The following is a 22,119-nucleotide window of genomic DNA, read 5'->3' on the forward strand; positions in this document are numbered from 1 at the left end:
CCAGCTGCTCATATTCTACAATGTCACTATACTTTTATTTAGACAACAAAAGTAGATAAGCAGTGGAGTAATGATTAGTAACGCAAAATTTATCAATCATTATTTAAACCGCTTTCAAAATAGTTCAAAAATACAAAACGTCATTGCTTATCACTCTATACTTTGGGCATCCTCTCGTTTGACAATTTTATGCTGGTCTTCTGTGCTATCGACTTTCCAATAGCTAGATATGTACAAATGCGTTTTGGGTATTGGGCGATCTACCTTAAAATAATGGCGTAGAGCGCGCATACTATGGAACTCGCAAGCTGCCCAAACAGCAGGTTGTCCTGCTAGCCACGTAAGCGTTTTAACGCGATCAAGTAATGGGCTAGTTTCTGCATTTGGATGCGCGTTTATCACCCAATGAATATCAACGTTGTCTGGCTTCTTGAGTAGTTGCTTATCTGTTTCAGTGGTAATCTCAAGGACTGCATAGCCGTGTGCGTTAGCAGGTAGCTGGGCAAGATTGACGGTAATCGCCGGCAGCGCTGTCATATCACCGATCAATAAAAACCAATCAGCCTCATTGTTAATCAGCTTCTTTGGTCCAGGGCCACCTACCAATATTTGCTCGCCCACTTGGGCGTTACGTGCCCATGCTGAAGCAGGGCCTTCTGTCTCGTGCAACACAAAATCGACATCTATTTCGTCATCACGTTGAAGGCTGACGGTATAGGTGCGCATCAATGGTCGAGTGTCATCGCCTTGAGGGAATATTAGCTTAATGTACGCGCTTTCTTGATCTGCCGGAAAATCAGTCAATCCAGCACCGCCAAGCGTGACGCGGCACATATGTGGCGTGAGGTATTTACTTCCAATTACATCTAGCATTCTTGGGGTAGGTTTGGCCATATTAATACTTTCCTTTATTTAACTGTTTCATATTTTTAGCCCATTTATTAGATTTGGTTGAGATTGATATTCTCTGGTAATGGTAAGTTCTACATTGCCTAAAAATTGGCTTTTAGGCTGACGGATATTTGGCGCTCAGGTCCCATCCAGCAATTGTTAATATCATAACAAGCGCCGACATAGGTCTTATCAAAGAGATTGTTGATACTCGCGCCGACAGTGAGCATCGGATTGATTTGATAATTACCGCCAATGTCTACCAACGTCACGCTTGGTAATTCGTCTGAGTTTTGCTTATCAAGTTGCATACCGCCTTCATAGCGTACGCCAGCATTGAGACTGAGCTTGTCAGTAGCATAATAATCTGTCCACAATGTTGCCTTGTGCTTCGCCGTTTGCGCAGGGGTATTGCCGACCACATCAGGGTTGAATTCATCCTCTGTAATCTCAGCATCGGTATAGCTGTAGCTTGCCGCGACATCTACCCAGTCGTTGAGCATATGACTGCCCGAAACTTCAAATCCTTTAGAGGTAATTTCACCCGTTTGAACTTTTTGTTGATAATTAGATGGGTTCGTCACTATGACATTTTTTTGAGTGATATCAAATACCGCAAGCGTGCCTTGTGTGGCGCGATTGGCAGAGAGATATTTGACACCAGCCTCTAGCTGATCGGCAGTCGTTGGCTTAAATGGCGCATTGGTAATAAAGTTACTACCGACCACTGGCTGAAACGACTGAGAATAGCTTGCATAAGGAGATAGACCATTATCAAAGTCGTAAATGGCTGCGAGACGACCACTGGTTTTTGAGGCATCATTGTTAATTGTTTTTTCATTATAAATAACGCCTTTAGTGGCTTCGGTTTGCTCAGTACTACTATCAAAATTGTCGTGACGTAAGCCTGCTACCACTGTCAAATCTTGCCATTTCATCTCATCTTGTACATAAAAACCAAGCTGGCTTTGTTCAATGTTTTCATTTTGACGATAAGCCTCTAAAGGCAACGTATCGGCATTTATTTGTGAGTAATCTGGATTGGATAAGTCAAGATTTGGCGTGCCATTTGCGCCAGCATCATAATAAGTGGCGGTACTGTCTGTCTCTTGATACTCAATACCAAATAATAAATTGTGCGAGGTATTGGTAGTATCTAGCTGATAAGCAAGTTGGTTGTCCGTGGTCCAGTTGTTCATGCTCTCATCGGTAGTATAGGCTACGCGGTTGAGTATCTTATCACTGCCGTTTACAAACCCGCTGTTGTACATATTACGCTGCTGCGCCTCGGCATCGGTATAGCGCGTGATATGTTTAAAGGTGAGCGTATCATTGATGTTCCAGTTCACCGTGACACTCGGCATGAGTACTTCTTTGCTGAAGTGATTCCACTCATCGCCGGCATAGGCGTCACTGCCCAGTTTTCCATAGCTGGCATGGTAGACAGTGCCAACGGCAGGCAGTGGAGTGGAAGGCACCATTTCCGGATCATCTTGATAAAACAGATTGGCAAGAACGGACACATCTTTTGTCGGTTGCCATTCCAGTGACGGATTGATCAGGGTACGTTCTTCTTCTGTGGTTTGCATCTGCCCGTCTTTTTGTCGTTTTAATGCCACCAGTCGATAATTGATTGTGTCTGTGATAGGTCCTGTCGTATCGACCGCCACTTCTTTTAGGTTTTGATTACCCACTCGCAACTGTACCTCAGATGCTTGAGTGCTTTTTGGGGTTTTGGCGACTTGATTGACCATGCCACCTGGAGATGCATAGCCATAGAGTGAGGATGCGGGCCCTTTGACTACTTCGACTGCTTCTGTTGCGTAGATATCAACTTGCGGCATCAGATTCCAAGCCCCATCGTAGGGCAGTCTTAATCCATCGTAAAAATTGGAGTAAGTCTTAAAACCGCGAATATTGTATTCATCAAAGATGGACACCGTACCGCGACTCTCAGTACTCACCCCTGGCTCATAACGTAACGCTGCATTGACACTGTCTGCTTGACGTTTTTGTAACAGCGCTTGATCGATTCTCGTATAGCTCATGGGCGCATCATTAGGATCTAACGCTGTTTTGGTGCCTGTGCTACGGTAGTTGTCGGCATAGACAGTAATGGTATCCAAGGTGGTCGATGGTGTCACGGTCTCATTATTATTAACATCATTATCAACGTCGTTCTCAACACTGTTTTCGATGTTATTCGGCATTGTCTCAGCATAAGCTGCATGGCTCAAACCCATTACCAATCCCAGTTGCACCGCGAGAGTTAAACGTTTTTGACGAATGGATGTAGACGTTGAGATAAAACGCATCATATTTCCTTGTAAATTATTAAATGCCGAAAGCGAAAGAAAAAGAATAATAACATTAATGATTATCATTATCATTAAAAATTTACAAACAAAGCGCTGTTAGTAAGATGTCGAGTGAAGTGGCCCCATTTTTAGCCCATCAAGATGACTATGATGCAAACATGAAAATTGAAGAAACGCCTTAATATGACGATAATTTTTGACTGTAAGCAATGGTGTTTACAAGGCTTTTCTCGTATGATGCAGCCGTCTATTTGGAATCAACTTTTAGATCAACAGACAGACAGGATTTATTACTACTATTAATAGGTCTAGGTCGTTCATTGAGCAACCAAAGATTGTTAAAGGTCATATTTATGAACAGACATACAAGTCAATCAACCAATACTCAACGCTATTTTACGGTATGGCGTTGGCATTTTTATGCGGGAATGTTTATAGCACCTTTCTTAATTATCCTAGCTTGCAGCGCACTTGGCATGCTGTTGATGTCTAACATCTCAGGTCGTGATGATGATCGTCTCACCATTACCACCCCAGATTCAGCGGTGACGGCATTAATTACTGCCCCTATTTCTACGCAAGCTAAAAATGCGTTGAACACTTTACCTGACAGCACGCTGGTGAAATATATCGCGCCTCGTGATACGGACACCGTTGCCTTGTTTCAAGTTAAGTCAGCCAGTCAGGATTATATGGTGGCGGTGAATCCTTATACGGCTGATGTCGTTAAAAGCACACCGACTAATAGTGGTCTGTACTATACCTTTAATGATATTCATGCTGATTTACTATTGGGCAAAGTCGGTGATTATATCCAAGAAACCACTGCTTCATTAACCATCTTAATGATTCTAACGGGTTGGTATCTATGGTGGCAAAAACGCAAATCACTCAAAGCCATGCTTATAACCATTGATGCTGTGAATAATAAGAAAAAACGCTCATTCATACGTACCATCCATGCGACATTGGGCAGTTGGATATCTGTGTTGCTACTGTTTTTCTGTATTTCAGGAATGGCATGGGCAGGCATCTGGGGCGAGCGTATGGTACAGGCATGGAGTCAGTTTCCTGCGGGCAAATGGGGCGTTGCGCCAATGCCGCTTTCCATTGATCACAGTCAACATCATGCTGGTATGGATATGAATAACGCTGAAGCCACGCCGCACGTTCATGGAGCAACACCAGCCACAGCACCCACGCATGGTGATGCACTAAATACGGGTAGTACCAAAGATGTGCCTTGGGTGCTTGAATTGACACCAATGCCAGCATCTGGTACTGTCGCTGGCAAGGATGGTATCGAGTCCAATATACCGATTATGATCGATACTGTAGATCGATTTGCCCGTGAGATTGGTGTTGTCGGACGTTACCAATTAAATCTGCCACAGGGTAGTACGGGCGTCTGGACGATTAGCCAAGACTCAATGAGCTATGATATGAAAAATCCAATGGCTGATCGTACGGTACATATCGATCGTTATTCGGGCAATATTTTGGCAGATATCCGCTTTGATGATTACAATGCTTTTGGTAAATTTATGGCGGCAGGCATTGCGATTCATATGGGGACGCTTGGATGGTGGAGCGTATTGGTCAACGCCCTATTTTGCTTATCGGTTATTGCTATTTGTGTGAGCGGTTACATGATGTGGTGGCAGCGCCGTCCACGTCATGCCAGTGAAAAGCTTGGACTGAATCCACCAGCGCGTGGTCTCAGTTTTTCTATATGGTGGCCGTTTGCCATTCCTTTGTTAGCAGTGGCAATCATATTCCCAACCGCCATCATCGCGATTATTGCTATCGGATTACTAGATTTCTTAGTCATTTCACGGGTTGGGTTTTTACAGAAATTATTATTTTGAAATTAAATAAAATAAGAGAGCCATTCAAAAAGTCATTCTTATTTACACAAAATCGGGGCAACTTTCTAAAAGATGCCCCGATTTTTTATTGCTCGCCATTAACTTTTTACTAAGCCAGTATTTACGCCAACATAGCAATGGCATCGGCACTGGCACGTTGCCGTTCTTCAGCATTTAACTCAATCAATCGGCCTTCTTTCATCAGTAATAATCGATCTGCATGCTCAAAGTAACCATCATCATGACTGATGATAAACAGCGTTTTACCCAAGGCTTTGAGTTCAGGTATCAGTGTTTGGTAAAACACTCGGCGAAAGGCAGGATCTTGGTCAGCCGCCCATTCATCAAGTAGCAGTATGTCTTTTTGTTCAGCCACGGCAATGAGCATGGCCAAGCGCTTGCGTTGTCCTTGTGAGAGCTTGTCTGTCGATAATTGGTTATCAGTTACGCTGACTTTATCTTGTAGATTCAATTTATGCAGCCATGTATTTACGAGCGCTTCATCGGGTTGCTGTCCCTCTCTACCAATCAGTTGTTTAAAAAGATGCTGATCGCTAAAAATGGCAGAAAAAAGCTGTCGATAATCGGCATTATTCTGTGAATCAACGAGCTGGCTGTCTATTTTTACAGCACCGATGCTAGGGGTGAAAATCCCCGTGATAATCTTTGCAAGCGTAGATTTACCGCTACCATTCGCCCCGATTAAAAACACCACATCGCCACGTTTCAAAGTCAGATTAACCGATTTTAGGATATCGCTAGCATGCTCGTTTTCTTTAACCACTACCTCATTTGCAGTGGTATCGTTACTTGCATAACGATAGCCAATATCATTGAATGATATGGACTGCCAGTTGTTTACCACAATATCCGTCGTAAAGGTTGGTTGGTACTCCGCCAATTCCAACGATTGTATTTTATCCAGCGCCACTTGTGCCGTTTGTAAGGTCGGGTATGCGCCGACGGCATGGAGGATGGGTGATTGCATGAATAGAATGGTTAAAGAGAAAGTGGTGGCAATACCCATTGGAATAGCAAGATAATTTGACACGGCAAACACCACACCAATGGCTGCGAACATCATAATATTCGACCAATTCACGGCGGATAAATGATATGTATCCGATTTAATCACTCGATTTTGATAAGACTTGGCATGATTTAAGAAATCATTTTTATAGAGTTTTTCAGCGCGGTGTTGATTAAGCGCCAGCTCTTTTCGACCATCTATAATGGATTGATAGTCCTCATATAAAAGATCATTAATCTCTCTGAGCTCTCTTAAATGAGTATAGACATGCTTTACTAAAATGGTGCTTATCCAAATCGTCATCGCAATCCAAAACATGACAATCAATAATAATGGCAGCGACAGCCAGCCTAAATAAAGGGCGACACCAACCGATAAAATAACGCCTTGCACCAGCTCCGGCATACGCACAAAGGCGACGGTAATCGATTGAATATCTGAGGATAAGCTGGCGAGTAACCGTGCGCTACCCAAATGATCTATTTGCGGAACTTTGGTATCGATGATTTGTTTGACCAGCTTGGTTCTAAGCTCGTAGACGAACTGATGCCCCAAACGGGTCAGTGCATATTGTGATACGAAGGTCGTGACTAATAGCAGCACCACCAAAGCTGAAAATTGACCCAAGCTTGCCCACGATAAGGTATTAAAAACAGGCTGACTGATAAAGGTGTGATTGATATAGGCAATGATGCCCACACTGACCGCCGCATTCACCAAATTAAGGAAAATAACTTTAAGAAAGGGCAGGCGATAGTGTGCCCAAATCATCTGATATAAAGAAACGGTGGCGTGAGAGGACATAATGGCTCAATAATAGAATGGTTTTTTGCGTATTTTTGATAACATAAAAGGGAGTAGGTGGTGCCTAATCCCTTTTATCTAAGTCTTATAAACGTGGTTTAATGGGCATGTATTAAAAGTCGAAAGTCGCTGATACTTTTAGGGCAGTAGGCTCACCGGCATTTAAATACCCAGCACCCGCATAACCACCCACTGATTGCCAATAGTCTTCACCAGTAATATTAGTAACTACTCCTTTTAGCGTCACGTCTTGTCCAGCGAGCATGGTTTTATAGCGAGCACCTAGATCTAATGTGGTATAACCGTCAACTTTTAAGCTGTTGGCGGCATCGGCATAACGTGCGCCTGTGTGAATGATATCGCCGGTCACTGTTAATCCTTCAACTGCTGCTAAATCATATTCTAGGTTGACGTTGCTTTGTAGCGTGGGCAGTCCGATGACTCGGTTGCCGTCGAACGTCACATCGCCCGTGTCTTTTTGCTCAGCATTTAAGTAAGTAACACCAGCATTGAAGCGCATGTTTTCGCTTGGGCTACCAAATACAGTCAATTCCACCCCTTGATGGCGATTTTCTCCAGCAGCGGTAAAGGTGTTTGAGTCATTGATATAAGCACGCGGCTCATCGGTGCGGAATACCGCCAAACTACTGCCAATAAGACCGTTGTCATACTTAACGCCAACCTCAGTTTGCTCACTCACATAAGGGTCTAAATTTTGACCACCATTGGTGACAGCACCACCATTATTAGTCAGAGGTGCCCTTGCGCCTGGCGCTAGGCTTTCGATATAGTTGCCATAAACAGACCAGTCCATGCTTGGTTGATAGACGATACCGATACTTGGTGTCCACTCACTTTTATCGTAATCTGCCGTTTTAGCCTGAGTGTTAGGATCATAGCTGGTGGTTTTTAAATTCTGATGACGCACGCCTAAAGTGGTTTTTAGTTTGTCATCGAACAATGATATGGTATCGGCTAGCGCAAAGCTTTGGAATTGCTTCTCGTTGGTTAGTTTTGGATCGTCTAAGTTACCACCGAAGATTGCTGTGCTTGTAAAAGGGACCTCAGCGTAGTCGGTAGGATGGTACAAATTGGTCGCGGGTTGATTACCAAAATCATAGGCGAACGCCCCTTTTTCTTCTTGGTCATAGAGATCCGCTGCTAGTACCCAATTATGAGCCACTTCACCTGTTTGCCATTTACCACGCAGACCGAGCTCAGCACTTTGTACCAAATCTTTTCTAGAATTATCAAAGCGATAAAACGTACCTGCACCATCAACATTGTTGACGGTTAGATTGGCCAGTGAGTTTTCTTCCTCACCACTTCGCACACCGTAAGCACCATAAGCGGTAATATTATCAGTAAAATCATATTCTCCTCGAATGGTACCAAAGACATCTTCTTCATCTGAATACGTCCAAGGCTGCGCCCAATTCTTTGAGCCGTCTGGTGCTTTTGGTACTCTAGAAACACCAGCAAGTGTGACACTAGGACGGGTCTCTTTGAGTTTGTTGTCTTGCCAGCCCAAATCAGCTGATAGTCGATACTGATCGCCTCTGTAGTCTAATCCTAACGCTGCCAGACCCAGTGTTGAAGATTCATCATCAATCGCGCTGTCGCCATCTTGATAAGCGGCGTTAAAGCGAACGCCAAACGCATCATCAGTACCAAAGCGATCACTGACGTCTACGGCAACTTTGCCTTGATCACCTTGACCATAACCGAGTGTCACCTTACGTAGCGGGTCATTGCCAGCTCGTTTGGGCAGCAGGTTAATCGTACCACCGGCGTTACCACCACTGGGTGCTGCGCCATTGAGCATGGCGGATGCCCCGCGCTGAACCTCAACACGCTCGAATAATTCAGTGGCGATATACTGCCTTGGCAATATGCCGTATAGACCGTTATACATGGTGTCATCAGAGGTTGTGACAAAGCCGCGCATAAAGTACGCTTCTTGAAAGTTGCCAAAGCCTCTAGCGACACGAACAGTCGGGTCTTTTTTGAGCAGGTCGCCCACACTTTGGGCTTGTTGATTGCCGATATACTCATTGGTATATGAGGTAGTGGAGAACGGCGTGTCCATGATGTCTTGATTGCCCAAGATTCCGACACGGCTTCCTGTCGCTACTTGACCACCTTCATAGGCATCTGGCAACCCATCGGCTGATGCATCAGCACTACTGGTCACGACAATCTCATCGAGTACCACGCTTGGGGTATCGGATTGAGCGTCAGCATTTAAATCTGTTTGTGCCCACGCGGCTTGGCTTGCACCCAGTAGTATTACCGATGTGGACAGACAAGATGAGCACAGTGATTTTAATGACAAGGGATGGCGAGACATATTCAATAGAGTAGGGCGAAATAAAGCAGAGTATAAGCGAGACAGTTGCATGAATATTTCCAGCACATAGATTAAATGCTTATTATAATGATAATCATTTTCATTACAATATATTACTGGATTAAATCTCAATATATTTTTATCGTGTTAAGTGTACGTTTTTGTTAGGCAAAGTAGTAAGTCGTCTAAAGTTGGTCAGTCGCGCTATGTTGATTAGTTACGCTATGACAGCAGCAAAGATTGCTAATCGCTCAATTTAGCAGTCAGCATAAGTGGTTGGTAAGTGGCTAAATGCTTTCTGTTTATGACTAAATGTTTGCTACTTATTAAATGCTTGCTGTTTATAAAAAATGCCACTTATAAAAAACATAATGATTATTGCGCACGCCAGTAGACTTTAATGACCATATCCTGACGTGATAGCCCAAGGGTTGTCTTTAGTTGCTGTCGTAATGATTTGATATTCGCTGCTTCCAGCGCGCCCCATACTTTGTCAATTTTGACAGGCAGTCGCGCAAATTGTGTATTTAATAATGCCATTATTTGCTCAGTAATATCAGTTGTTGGGGTATTAACCAGATGGCACACATTATTTTGCAAAAAATGCGCCTCATGGCGTAGTTGATTACTGAGTGTTAGGGTATGTAGATAACGGATATCGTCTGGATCATTAGTGATGGCAATGACGAGGGGCGGCAATGGATTCTGCCAGTTTTCCAATAGATTGGCCACCGTAGGCAAGGAGGTTTCATCACAGATGAGTAAGCACTGACCAGTGCTGAGATGTTCTATTTTCTCTGGATATTCACGTACTGTTTTGATTTGACTGCCACAGTCAAGTGCGCGCGCCCAATTGCCTCCTGCCGTGTCGCCGTGAATGTAGACATCTATCCACGCTTGGACAGACGAGCTGCTCGAATCTCGCCATGCTTTTCGCAAGGTATAGTAGCGCTGCAAAGGTTTGTTGCTATCTCTTGAATGGTCTTTTGACTGGTGTTTTTTAGCAGATAGACCGTCCGCATCCAGCTCAAACAAATACGCGTAGCCCGGATGAGAGAGTGGCGTACTATCGGGTGCGGTTACCAGCAGTCGATACATATTGGCGCTGGCATAATAGCCATTAATGACTGTAAAACGCTGTTCTTGAAGCTTGATCGTGCGCTTGCCAAGCTTATTGGCAGATGTTTGCAATAGCGTTATATATTGCTCTTGTAGCGTCATAGAGTCACTAATAGGAACTGTAAAATCGATAAAATATTGACGGCTGAGCTTGCTGCTGTTTGTTAAGGTATCGTTGTCATGATGGGCGGTTGTGACATCCATTAGTATCCCATCAGTATACAGCTCTGCTATCGAGGCGATCTCGTGCTCACTCACTGCCGTGGTAGTAAAGGCATTGATAAACATCGCGAGTTCATCTTGATGCTCTTCATTGACATGACTCATAAACTGGGCTTTGTCAGCCATGTCGAGCGGCGTTTTATCGAAATCGTACTGAGTAAGTGGTTGAGCCATAAAATGTCATCCAAGCCAAAATTCAAATAATTGTTCAGCAAAATTTTTAATTAATAAATGATTGGCTGCTGATTAAGGGCAAGATGGAAATATAATAGTTAATAAGCATAAAACATTCAAATATTAATGATTATTAATGTCATTTAGGTTTTGATTACGATAATATACCATACGTTAATTTATTTACAATCCTAAAAGGACTGGTGTTATCGAATGACTAATAGCTTTCTTGTAATGCTTGGCAGTGGTGACTCTTAGACTGTGTATAAACGTTATCGCCCAACCTATTTTTGCAAGGTTTGATAGCTTACAAAAAAGGGTTGGGCGAGCTAAAGTCGAACAGTAAAGTGTTAAGGAGCAGGTTGAATGTCTATTTTAAATTCCCATGAGGTCGCAGTCGTCGCTGAGCTATCAGGGTAATTGATTTTATCCAAACGCACGCGGGCATAGCTATTGCCTTCAGCGGATCTAATGAGCGCGCCTTGAGCGCTGTCAACCGCTTTGGCATTTAGTTGATGCGTCATGCCATTGTAGGTATACCAGCCAAAGTCTAGGTTCGGGAAATTACCCGTATAAGCAGGATTGAGATCCGAGCCTTTACTATCAATGACCCAGCTTCTGGCACTCATCGGTTTATCGTACACAGCGGTGTTGGTAAGGTCGGTTAAAGTTGCCGCACTACCATCGGTTATAAACTTGCTGACAATGGGCTCACCTTTATCATCATAATACCCTATTGGTGTTTTTGATAAGAAGCCACCAACTTTGCCTTTATGAGTGCCAATTGCAGAATCGCCACCATTTAAAATAACACTATTACGCTTAAAACCAATCTGCCAAGTGCTGTTTTTATCGGTGCTACTTTGTCCTGTGGTTAGATCAAAATAGACCCAGTTATCATTGTTTGAGGCATCGATGGTTTTCGTCTGCACCTTGTTCGGTAGCGCTGTATCAATCCAGCGCAGAGTAGGGTAGCCCGAGGTTCCAGCATTATTATAGTAGTTGGTAATCTGCATGGCATAAATAGGCTGCTGGACGCTGCTGTCTGTCATGGCGCTGCTATTATCTGTGGTGACAAGGTAGACACGATTGTTCGGGTAGAGCTGATGGTTGTCTTTTAAATTGTATTCAAACCAAGGCTGTGCATCAAAAATACCACCACTACGGTCTTCATTGTAGTGCATGGTAATATCACGACTGGTATCAGGATCTTGAGTTGCATTGCTATAACGACTCAGATCTGACCAATCGATTAAACCAAAAACGCCGCCTTTACCATCGCCAGAATCACCACTATTTGACCAAAGCTTGACCGAACGCGCTTGGTTATCAAACTTGATATCCCATTTATCCTCAGCACACGAGCTTTCAGCTTTGGCATCAAAGTCATAACAGGTCGCAGTATTAGGCGCTAGATTGGTGACTTGCCAAGTGGCCGTTTCGCTAAAGCTGGCAGTGCTAACAGGCGGCGTGTTACCACCATTATCGCCATTTCCGGTATTGCCACTACTCGAGCCATCACTGCCGCCTCCGCAACCGGTCATGCTGAGTGCTAAAATACTGCCACTAAACAGTAATGCCAATTTGGTCGGCTTGGTGTGAACTGCTGGGAAAATGGGGGTCATATCAGCTTCCTTGAAGGTTGTGGTTTCAGATAGAGGGTACAAAATAAGGGGAAAAATAGCGGTACAAATACATTTGCTTTAGAATGATTGTGAATCAAAGGCTTACCAATGGTAGCTGGCGCCAAGTAACCACTCGCGATTATCAATGGGACGATAGTCACTGGTATCGGTGACAGCGCGCTGCACATCAAAGATATTATTAATCGCTGCATACAAGCTCAAGTTTGCAGTTGCGTCATAATTGAGCTTGCTATCGAGCGTCCACCAAGACGGTGAATACGCTTGCTCGCTGGTACTAATCAGCTGTTTGGATTCATAATTGAGGCGCGGGATCAGCTGTAATTTGTCATTAAGCTGATAATCTAGTGCCAGCATCGCTTTGTGATTGGGCTTATAGGTCAGCTCGGTATCTGTCACATTGTTATGCGTTTTTAAATAAGCATAGCTGGCTTGCAGTTTGGCGCGCTCGTCCACTTGCCAGTCAAGGCCAATATCGCCGCCATAAGTTTTGGCACTATCGACGTTCATATATTTATAAATGGCGATGTTAGCGTCGAAGGTAGCGTTGTCCTCGTCGGTCTGAATCAGGTCATCTATCTCGTTATAAAAACCATTGACCGTCAAATTCATGGTGTCGCTCAGTTGACCTTGATAGCCGATCTGGTAACTGGTTGAGGTTTCAGGCTGCAAGTCGGGGTTGCCCATGACTTTATAACCCAAATTGCTATGGTCAAAGACGTAGTAGCGTTCTTTCAGGTTGGGCACGCGATAACCACCGCCAATACTGCTACGAAAGACATGGTCACGACCGCTGGCATCCAAATGGTTGTATTTGAGTGATACTTTCGGCGCTGTATGACCACCAAAGTCTTCATCGTTTTGATAGCGAACACCGCTCAACACTTCCCAGTTATCGCCAATCAGCCAATCATCTTGTAGATATAGCTCACCGACATCACGGCTGACGTCATCGCTGATAAGCTCGCTGACTTGGTTTTTCGTTTGGCTTAACTTGTCTTGCTGAACCTGACCGCCGACTTGGATAAGATGAAGGTGCTTATCGGATAGCAATAGCTCAGGTAGATCGAGCTGGGCTTGCGCCAACGTCGTACTAATTTCTGTATCACGGGCACTAGTGATGGCTTGCTGTGTTTTAGTATTGGATTCGCTTTGATATTCCTCATGCAGCGCTTGAGCGGACAATCGATAAGTCTTGCTGCGATCATCGACATGCGGCGCGATATCAGCGCGTGCACCGACACTAAAGCGCTGCTTGGTGATGTGCTCATCTCTTTGCTGTGCCAAATAGCGCGGCGCGACATAATAATTAAAGCGACTAATATCATCTTCTTTATAGTGGCTGGCTTCTAGCCAATATTGAGAATTTTTGACCAGTCGGCTATCGTTGCGGTCATTGTTATTACCTGATGTGTCGTTACCGTCAGGGCGGTAGCTGAGGCGAGCACTGACTTGTGATTGCTCGCTGGCATCTTTTAATCTGGGCCATGCTTCATGGTCTAAGCTTAAGCCATCATTATCCAGATACGAGCCTGATAGACGCGCGTGAAAGCGCTGGTTTTTATCCAATGCCCCTTCCACGCTGGCTTCTACATAGCGCTTATTGGCATCTAGCTTTTTACCAGATGGATTTTGCTGCCCATTGCTGGCAATCTCGGTGGTGATATGTCCTGTTGCCGCGCCAATGGGTTTGGTGATGATATTAATGACGCCGCCCATCGCCGCGCTACCAAACTGCGCTGACGCCGCTCCTTGCACCACCTCTATCTGTTCGATATCCATATTCATATATTGATTCAAGTTTACTGTCGAGCCAGTGCTTGCCGTAATCGGTAAACCGTCAATCAACACCAATACTTGATCACCCGTGAAGCCTTGCATGCTGACTTCGTAACCTGTCTTGCCGTGGACTTCACGTAAGTAGACATTGGGCAACAAGGCCAGCGCTTCTTTTAAAGTATGCGCATGGTTGTCATCGAGCTGCTGGCGACTGAGTACTTGCAGGGCAACTGGCGCATCACTTAAAGCGCGCTCAGAGCGAGTCGCCGTTACCACGATAGGGTCTAAACGCGTGCTCGGCATGGCTGCATCGTCGGTCATATCACCATTCGTCTCTGCGAAAATTGGCGCTGCTTGGGCTGAAACTGACGTAAATGCAAACAATGCTAATGCCACACTTATGGCTAATGGGCTACGACGCAGCAGTGAGGGATGGGTGTTTAGTCCCGTATGAGTCAACGATAAATCAAACGCTAAAATTGACATAAATAAAACAGCCATCGTAAAAAGAGAAAGTAAGAAAGTCGCGTTGCTTAAAGACCTTTTGCTACAAAAAGAGCGATCTAAAGCGACCTTTTCATAGTATTAATTATTAAAGGTTTGGTTACTTGATTCACTAGATTAAGTAACAAAGCCCAGACATAGTATTTCAAACGATAATAATTATCAAGATGTAAATGATAATTATTATTATTTACAAAGTGAAAAAATGTTGCCATAATGATTTCGTCCGAAGCTTAGAGACAAAATTATAAATGATGAACTAGCAGCGATAATTGCTAACAGCCTGCTTGATAAATACACCCTTGCTGCATCATTGCAAGACCTGTAGTACAGCAGGCATTGGTTTTATCAAATATCAATCATAGGCATCGTCGCTGCTATTTTCTGAAGATATTCATATCTCAATACTACATAGCCAAGATCATTGGCTTTTTTACTGCTATTTATTTTATGGAGACCATCATGAGTCAACCGTTATCGTTAACCAAAAAAAATACTGAGCTGTGGCAACAGTACCAAGCATTAAAAGCAAAGACACCGATGTTATTTCCTACAGAAGGAGCGGCTGCGCTAGGTGTCAGCGAATTTGAGCTGATGTTAGCCTCCCCTTATAGCCAGTATATGGGTGATCAGTGCAAAGCTGTATTAAAGCAATTTGAAAAATTTGGTGAAATGGAAAGCATTGTCAGAAACGAGCTGGCCGTGCATGAAAAAACAGCGCCATATCATAATCTTAAGCTTGGCGAAAAGATGGGATTGGCACTCAATGTGGGTGGTCTAGATTTGCGATTCTTTATGTGGCAATGGCAGCATATGCTGGCGGTAGCGGATACTAGCCGCGCGGATAAGCCCTCTTATAGTATTCAGTTCTATAACGCCCAAGGTGCTGCTATCGACAAAGTGTATCTACGAGAGTTAAGCGCTGAGACTATTGCACGCTGGCAAGCGATGATTCAGGAGCAGCAGCAAACGGTGAATAATGAGACGCTGACGTTAGAGGCACAAGAACCACTTAATGACTGGCGTTACAAGGCATTAAGTGAAGATGCGCGCGCGCAGTTACAGCAAGGCTGGCAAGCGATGACAGACGTGCATCAATTCCACTCATTATTAAAAAATCTCGATATCGATCGTGCTAGTAGCTACCGTCAAGCACCAGAGCAGATGACGCAGCAGCTTGATATTAGCGCGGTCGAAGCGGTATTTGAGCAAGCGCGTGATGCCAAATGCCCGATTATGATATTTGTCGGTAATAGTGGTCTGGTGCAGATTCAGACTGGCACCGTGCAGACACTCAAGCGCATGGGCGATTGGTTTAATATTTTAGATAAAGACCATAATAACTTTACGCTGCATTTAAAAGATAAAGCATTGGAGCAAGTATGGAGCGTTAAGCGCCCAACTAAAGACGGCATCGTGACTTGTATCGAAGGTTTTGATGGTCACGGCGTCAGTATTTTTAGCGTGTTCGGTCAGAGAATTGAAGGCACGCCTGAGCTTGAAGCATGGCAGCAAATTGTCTCGACGATCATCGAAACGCATTCGTATGCAGAATCCTTAGCAGCAGTTGCAATGGCTGAAGCAGAGAGCGTGTAAACCCGTCATAAAAAATCAGCAAATTTTGCGATATTGACACTCACATAACGGATAAGCCATAGCTGTTGTGTGAGTTATTTGGGATGCTTAATACACGTTAATGGTTCTGTTAATAGTGTCATTTTTTACGTTAGCAAATTAGGAATGCTTATGTCTTCTGCATTATCAAAAACAGTAATAACTCACGCAGTGATAAATAAAAAATTGATGAGTCGTGCTATCAGTACTGCGGCTATTATTGGCGCATTTGCCGTGCCCTCACTTTCTGCCCAAGCTTATGATCGTATTGTCGCCATGAGTCCAGATGTTGCAGACGTCGTGGTGGCACTAGGAGCGACCAATAAGTTGGTTGGTAAAGATGCAACCAATCATAATCCAGCGTTAAAGAATGTACCAGCCGTGGGTATGCACCGTAATATCACCGCCGAGTCAGTGTTGGCGGTCAAGCCTGATTTAGTGCTCGGCAGTTATATGGTGCAGCCTGCGAGTATTTATCAGCGCTTAAACGGCTTAAAAGTTAAAGCCGTCAATGTCGCGCCTAAAGAAGAGGTAAGCACCTTTGCCAACAGTATTAAATCTATCGGCAGTTACGTTGATAAAAAAGCTGAAGGGTCGCAGCTTGCGAAGCGTTGGAATACAGGGATGAGTCCAATGGCAAAGACGGGTAAGCGTTATTTATTAAGTTACGATGGTCGTATCGTTGCAGGCAAAGGCACGGTAGGGGATGAGTTGATTCGCCGAGCTGGTGGGATTAACGCTGCAAACGTATCGGGGTTAAAACCTATGTCCCGTGAAGGCTGGCTGGCCGCCAAGCCCGATGTCATTATTATTGCTGATCATAATCAGGAAGTGGTTGGTGGGGTCAGTAAATTTAGTAAGCGTCCAGAGGTTGCAGCAAGTGCCGCAGGCAAGAAGGGCGGCGTACATTTTTGGCCAGCAGATGACTTTCTGCGTTATGGCTTGCATTCGCCTGACGTCTTAAAAAAGCTGAACGCTGTAGCAAAATAGCCTAAGCAAAAATAATTTATCTCATATTCAACAAAATGACATCTCACATGGCAAATACGATTTCTGCTTCTATTCCTACACAAACTAGAAAACATAAACATAGCCTCTACTATATTGCTGCCGCTGTCGTATCTTTACTGCTAATTTGGTTGGCGCTTGGTATTGGCTTTGGCGAATGGTCAAGTCCTAGCCATCTTGACGATACTATTTGGCAGCTACGCTATCCGCGTGTGGTGACGGCATTACTGGTTGGTATGGCATTGTCAGTTAGTGGTGCAGCATTACAGGCTTTATTTGAAAATCCTTTAGCGGATCCAAGTTTAATCGGTACGTCAGGTGGCGCGGCGCTTGGTGTTGTTTTGGTTCTGGCATTGGGATTTGGTGGCATTGGGATACCGCTTGCTGCGTTTACCGGAAGCGTGCTGGTGTGCTTGTTTATTCTAGCTTGTCATCGGTTTTTAGGTGGTGGGCAGATGGGCTTGCTGATATTGGGATTTGTCATCAGTGCTTTTTGTGCTGCGGTGGTCAGCCTAATTTTATTCATGTCTGATGACATGGTGCTGCGCTCCGCGACCAATTGGCTGTCAGGCAGTATGGCGGAAGCGGGCTTTGTACCGCTGCGATATTCAATTATTTCTATGGTTTTAGGCTTAGCGATTTTATTGCCGTTAGGTCGTCAGCTAGATGGACTGATGCTTGGTGAAGCCGCTGCTAAGTCCTTGGGTATCAAAGTGGGTGTGGTTCGTTGTTTGGTCGTGATTGCCTCGGCATTATTAACAGGGGCAGCGGTGTCTTTAGCAGGTGTCATTGGTTTTATTGGCATGATGGTGCCCAACCTATTGGCTATTCTGTTTGGTGGCGGACGTATGCGCCTCATGATTTGGTCTGGCTGGCTTGGCGCGATATTATTACTCGTCATTGATGGCGCGGCGCGGCATGTTGCTTATCCAGTGGATGTGCCCGTTGGCATCGTTTTAGCGTTGCTTGGCGGTCCATTCTTTATTTGGCTGTTTGTGCGTAGTAGCCGCCGTTAATTGGAGAGAGTGTTTATGTTTCATTCGTATTTTACGGCTACATCAAAGACATCATTAGCGAGTCGAGACAGTCGTATAAATAGTAGTGATACAGGCGAGCTGTTGTCGATGCAAGATATTCATATCTCGCATGGCCATAAAACATTGTTAAAGATAGACAAACTAACCGTGCCAAGCCAAAAGCTGGTCGCCTTTATCGGACCAAATGGCGCGGGTAAAAGCACGTTACTACATACGGTTTTAGGTCAACACACAGGAACCGCGCTTAAAACGGATGGTCACATTACGATTTACGGTCAGCCGATCAACGAGGTCATGAATGATGGTCATATCGCTTGGGTTGGACAACATGAGCGTTTTGAGCTGCCGTTAACGGTATTGGATTATGCGCTGTTAGGAGTCTCGCCAAATCTTGCATGGTATCAGCGCCCAAATAGCCATCATGTTGAGCGCGCGCAACGTTTACTACAAGACTTTGAGTTATCAAGTTTGGTCAGTGCCCGCGTGCAAACCTTATCAGGCGGTGAAAAACAGCGCTTGGCTATCGTGCGTGCGCTAATGCAAGACACTAAAATCATGATGTTTGATGAGCCGACCAATCATCTTGATATTCGCCATCAGCGTTTTTTACTGCATTATTTGCATAATTTGGTGCGACAGCAACGCAAAAGTATCTTGGTTGTGTTGCATGATTTGACCCATGCGCATCGCTATACTGATGAAGTGGTGCTATTAAACGGTGGACAAGTTGTTGCACAAGGAACGCCTAGTGAAGTGATGACACGCTCGCAATTAAGCGATGTTTATGATGTCGATATTAAGGTGCATCAAACTGAAGATGGTTTGGTGTTTATATGATTCTGAGCACTTGAGCCATTATTCCGACTTTACGATAGGCATTTGATGATCAACTTGGCTTTTTAATCTGTATATATCGCACGGATTTATTCGGCAGTAAAAAACCCTTCATGCTATATAAATAATAGGATGAAGGGTTTTTTCACATCTTAACTATTGTAGTGAAGCAAATATTTTTAATATAACTATGCAAAATATAACTATGCAAAATATAACCATACTAATAGGATAGTTTTCAGTTAATAAATAATTTTAAACCTAAAAAATTTTGCAGTAAACTCGCATAACGATCGGATTTAGTAGAAACTGTAAACCACTAGGTATTTGTTCTGAACGGGAGAAACTCATTGCGCGCTATTCCTTATAAACTGATTGTTAGCGCACTACTGCTCATCATTGTTGCGGGATTTTTTGCCTTTCGCTGGTGGCAAGGACCACTATTACCAAGCTATAGAATATCTTCGATGCCTTTGGTGCAGACGGTCGTAGCGACTGGACGGGTCGTTGCCGTATCAAATACTGACATTGGTAGCGAGATATCAGGTGTCGTATTAGAGCGACGGGTAGCAGAAGGCGAACAAGTCGCTGCAGGAGATTTATTATTAGTACTAAGCTCCGATGACGTTGCAGCCCAAGTGCGGCAAGCAGAAGCCGAGTTGGCGGAATTGATTAGTAGCACTCGTCCACAGGCAGCAATAGATTTGGCAAATGCCGAAGTAGCGTTGGCGCAAGCTGACCGTAATGTCGAGCGTAGGCGCGAATTGGCTGCTATCTCGGCCATCTCTGATGAGGAAATGGAGCAAGCGATTCAAGCCCAAGCCCAAGCACGCAATGACCTTGAAAATGCACGCCTGAGAGCGAATGCACTCTCCTCTGGTGGTGTTGAAGAAGATTTATTACGTGCTCGTATCGCTGCATTGCAGGCTCAGCTCAATAAAGCGCAAGTACGTAGCAAAGTATCAGGCACTATTCTGACCCGAAATGTAGAAATAGGCGATTTGGTACAGCCAGGTCAGAGCTTGTTTACTATTGCCCTCGATGGTAAGACTGAAATAAGAGTACCGCTTGATGAACGTAATTTATCTCGGTTGGCTTTGCAGCAACCGGCTGTTGCTATTGCCGATGCCTATCCAGATAAACCGTTCCCCGTACGTATTAGTTTCATTGCACCAAGTATAGATCCGCAACGCGGTACGGTAGAGGTGAGATTGTCCGTCGATCCTGTACCTGATTTTTTGCGTCAAGACATGACAGTATCAGTGAATATCGAAACGGATCAACGCGCAAAAGCCTTAGTCATTCCTAATGATGCACTAGCCAATGTTAAAGAAGACAGCGCCGAAGTATTATTATTGCGTGATGGTAAAACACAACGTCGAGTAGTGAAATTAGGGTTACGCGGGCTATCAGCATCAGAGGTGCTCTCAGGACTGAGCGCAGGTGATGAGATATTGGTTGATGCGACAGTCTCACTGGCTGATGGAAAAAGAGTGAGAACCGCGCTTCAAGCAGCACCTTTTGCCGCTCCTGATGCTGACAAGATAACGACGGTAAGTGATAAGAGCCAAGCAGCGGAGACAGTCAATTGACGGCTTTTTTCGGTAGACTATGGATTGATGCCACTATTGCCATCAGTTTTTTACGCGAGGGACGAGTACAGTCGTTGATGATTACTCTGGGAGTGGCGATAGGTGTTGCCGTTATTATATTTATCACCGCACTCATCCAAGGATTACAGACCAACCTTATTGAAAGCACCCTTGGCAGTCAGGCACATATTCGCTTAGTAGCGCCAGACGAAGTAAACCTAATAGCGCCGTCTGCTGATACGCTGCAACTGATACAAGAGGACAAGCGTCCACAGCGGCTACGTTCTATTAATAATTGGCAGCAAATCACTGACACGCTAGATCAACTGCCCTTATTAACTGCCGTATCGCCAAACGTGTCTGGGCCTGGGTTTGTCCGGCGTGGTGAGGCATTAGAGTCGGTGATACTAGTAGGTACTGACTTGGCGCGCTATCAGAATATAATCCCACTTGATGAATACTTAATCAGTGGTGAGCTGCGAGTGGGCGCAGATAATGTATTGATTGGTAGTGAACTGGCTAAAGATTTGGGTGTTGAGGTCGGCAGCAAATTACGTTTGGACACAGGTCAAGACAGTGATGATAATGGCAACAATAATCTGAGTAACAACTTTGGTAGCAACCTTAGTAACAACAGCGCTGTAGTCAATATCGCTGGTATATTTGAGCTCGGCGTACGAGAGCTTGATGCGCGCTACGTCTATCTAGACTTAAAACAAGCGCAGTCATTACTTAACCTACCGGGCGGTATCACAGTCATTGATTTGACGGTTGAAGATATCTTTGAGGCGGAGGAAATCGCTGCACAAGTGGGTCGTTTGACCTCACTGCAAGCAGAAAGCTGGATTGAAACCAACGCCCAACTGCTGAGTGGTCTCACGGCTCAAAGTTTATCTAGCAATATGATTGTTGTTTTTGTGGCGATCTCAGTAGCTTTTGGTATTGCCAGTGTGCTATCGGTCAGTGTGGTTCAGCGTACGCGCGAGATTGGTATCTTACGAGCCATGGGTGCAACTCGTCAGCAAATCCTACGAATATTCTTAATTCAAGGGGCTATATTTGGCTTGTTAGGCTCTATTGTCGGTAGTGGTGTCAGCTATATATTGGTCTGGTCTTTTAATACTTTTGGGCCCGACATATTTACAATTCCCATATCGATAAACCTGATCTTAGTGACTATGTCGTTAGCAACGCTAACTGGTGTTATAGCAGCCGCTATTCCAGCGCGGCGCGCAGCAGCACTTGATCCAGTGGTGGCTATTCGTTATGTCTAATCATGATTCTAGCGACACTTTTAATAATGACTTTAACAATGTTTCTGCCAATCCTTTT

At 44.5% G+C, this 22,119-nt stretch carries 14 protein-coding genes; 7 read left to right on the forward strand and 7 right to left on the reverse strand.

The window, feature by feature from the left end; all coding sequences use genetic code 11:
• Positions 1–150: 150 nt before the first annotated feature.
• Entirely contained in the window at positions 151–894 is a 744-nt protein-coding gene (locus JMW94_RS09810) for a siderophore-interacting protein (RefSeq protein WP_201604262.1), read from the reverse strand.
• A gap of 98 nt (positions 895–992) precedes the next feature.
• Complete coding sequence (locus tag JMW94_RS09815) at positions 993–3,209, reverse strand: TonB-dependent siderophore receptor (RefSeq protein ID WP_227685478.1); 2,217 nt, start codon at positions 3,207–3,209, stop codon at positions 993–995.
• 353 nt (positions 3,210–3,562) lie between these two features.
• Between JMW94_RS09815 and JMW94_RS09820 the strand changes: the two genes are divergently transcribed.
• On the forward strand, positions 3,563–5,077 hold the full coding sequence (locus JMW94_RS09820) for a PepSY-associated TM helix domain-containing protein (protein WP_201604264.1): 1,515 nt from the start codon (positions 3,563–3,565) through the stop codon (positions 5,075–5,077).
• A 121-nt stretch (positions 5,078–5,198) separates the two neighbouring features.
• On the opposite strand, the gene JMW94_RS09825 is transcribed toward JMW94_RS09820, so the two are convergent.
• From JMW94_RS09825 to JMW94_RS09845, 5 genes are all read right to left on the reverse strand, one after another.
• Entirely contained in the window at positions 5,199–6,911 is a 1,713-nt protein-coding gene (locus JMW94_RS09825) for a multidrug ABC transporter permease/ATP-binding protein (protein WP_201604266.1), read from the reverse strand.
• A 112-nt stretch (positions 6,912–7,023) separates the two neighbouring features.
• Positions 7,024–9,312 (reverse strand): TonB-dependent receptor, encoded by a 2,289-nt coding sequence (locus JMW94_RS09830; protein ID WP_201604268.1) that lies wholly within the window; start codon positions 9,310–9,312, stop codon positions 7,024–7,026.
• A gap of 324 nt (positions 9,313–9,636) precedes the next feature.
• On the reverse strand, positions 9,637–10,776 hold the full coding sequence (locus JMW94_RS09835) for a siderophore-interacting protein (protein ID WP_201604270.1): 1,140 nt from the start codon (positions 10,774–10,776) through the stop codon (positions 9,637–9,639).
• 350 nt (positions 10,777–11,126) lie between these two features.
• Positions 11,127–12,401 carry an HmuY family protein gene (locus tag JMW94_RS09840; protein WP_201554022.1) on the reverse strand — a complete coding sequence of 425 codons (1,275 nt, stop codon included), beginning with the start codon at positions 12,399–12,401 and terminating at the stop codon, positions 11,127–11,129.
• A 102-nt stretch (positions 12,402–12,503) separates the two neighbouring features.
• Positions 12,504–14,684, reverse strand: coding sequence for a TonB-dependent receptor plug domain-containing protein (locus tag JMW94_RS09845; RefSeq protein WP_201604271.1), 2,181 nt, complete (start codon positions 14,682–14,684; stop codon positions 12,504–12,506).
• Positions 14,685–15,164: 480 nt separating this feature from the next.
• On the opposite strand from JMW94_RS09845, the gene JMW94_RS09850 reads away from it, so the two are divergent.
• The 6 genes from JMW94_RS09850 to JMW94_RS09875 all read left to right on the forward strand — a co-directional run bounded on the left by JMW94_RS09850 (position 15,165) and on the right by JMW94_RS09875 (position 22,061).
• The gene (locus JMW94_RS09850; protein WP_201604272.1) at positions 15,165–16,298 is read left to right on the forward strand and encodes a ChuX/HutX family heme-like substrate-binding protein; all 1,134 of its coding nucleotides are present in this window, start codon (positions 15,165–15,167) and stop codon (positions 16,296–16,298) included.
• 150 nt (positions 16,299–16,448) lie between these two features.
• The gene (locus JMW94_RS09855) at positions 16,449–17,306 is read left to right on the forward strand and encodes a heme/hemin ABC transporter substrate-binding protein (RefSeq protein ID WP_265088316.1); all 858 of its coding nucleotides are present in this window, start codon (positions 16,449–16,451) and stop codon (positions 17,304–17,306) included.
• 47 nt (positions 17,307–17,353) lie between these two features.
• The gene (locus JMW94_RS09860) at positions 17,354–18,340 is read left to right on the forward strand and encodes a FecCD family ABC transporter permease (RefSeq protein ID WP_201604273.1); all 987 of its coding nucleotides are present in this window, start codon (positions 17,354–17,356) and stop codon (positions 18,338–18,340) included.
• Between the two features lie 15 nt (positions 18,341–18,355).
• Positions 18,356–19,198, forward strand: a complete 843-nt coding sequence (locus JMW94_RS09865) for an ABC transporter ATP-binding protein (protein WP_201604274.1) — start codon at positions 18,356–18,358, stop codon at positions 19,196–19,198.
• A 347-nt stretch (positions 19,199–19,545) separates the two neighbouring features.
• A complete protein-coding gene (locus tag JMW94_RS09870) occupies positions 19,546–20,787 on the forward strand; it encodes an efflux RND transporter periplasmic adaptor subunit (protein ID WP_201604275.1) in 1,242 nt (413 codons plus the stop codon).
• A complete protein-coding gene (locus tag JMW94_RS09875) occupies positions 20,784–22,061 on the forward strand; it encodes an ABC transporter permease (protein ID WP_201604276.1) in 1,278 nt (425 codons plus the stop codon). Before JMW94_RS09870 ends, JMW94_RS09875 begins: the two co-directional genes overlap by 4 nt.
• Positions 22,062–22,119 lie beyond the last annotated feature (58 nt).

It is taken from the genome of Psychrobacter immobilis, assembly GCF_904846185.1.
GTDB lineage: Bacteria > Pseudomonadota > Gammaproteobacteria > Pseudomonadales > Moraxellaceae > Psychrobacter > Psychrobacter immobilis_B.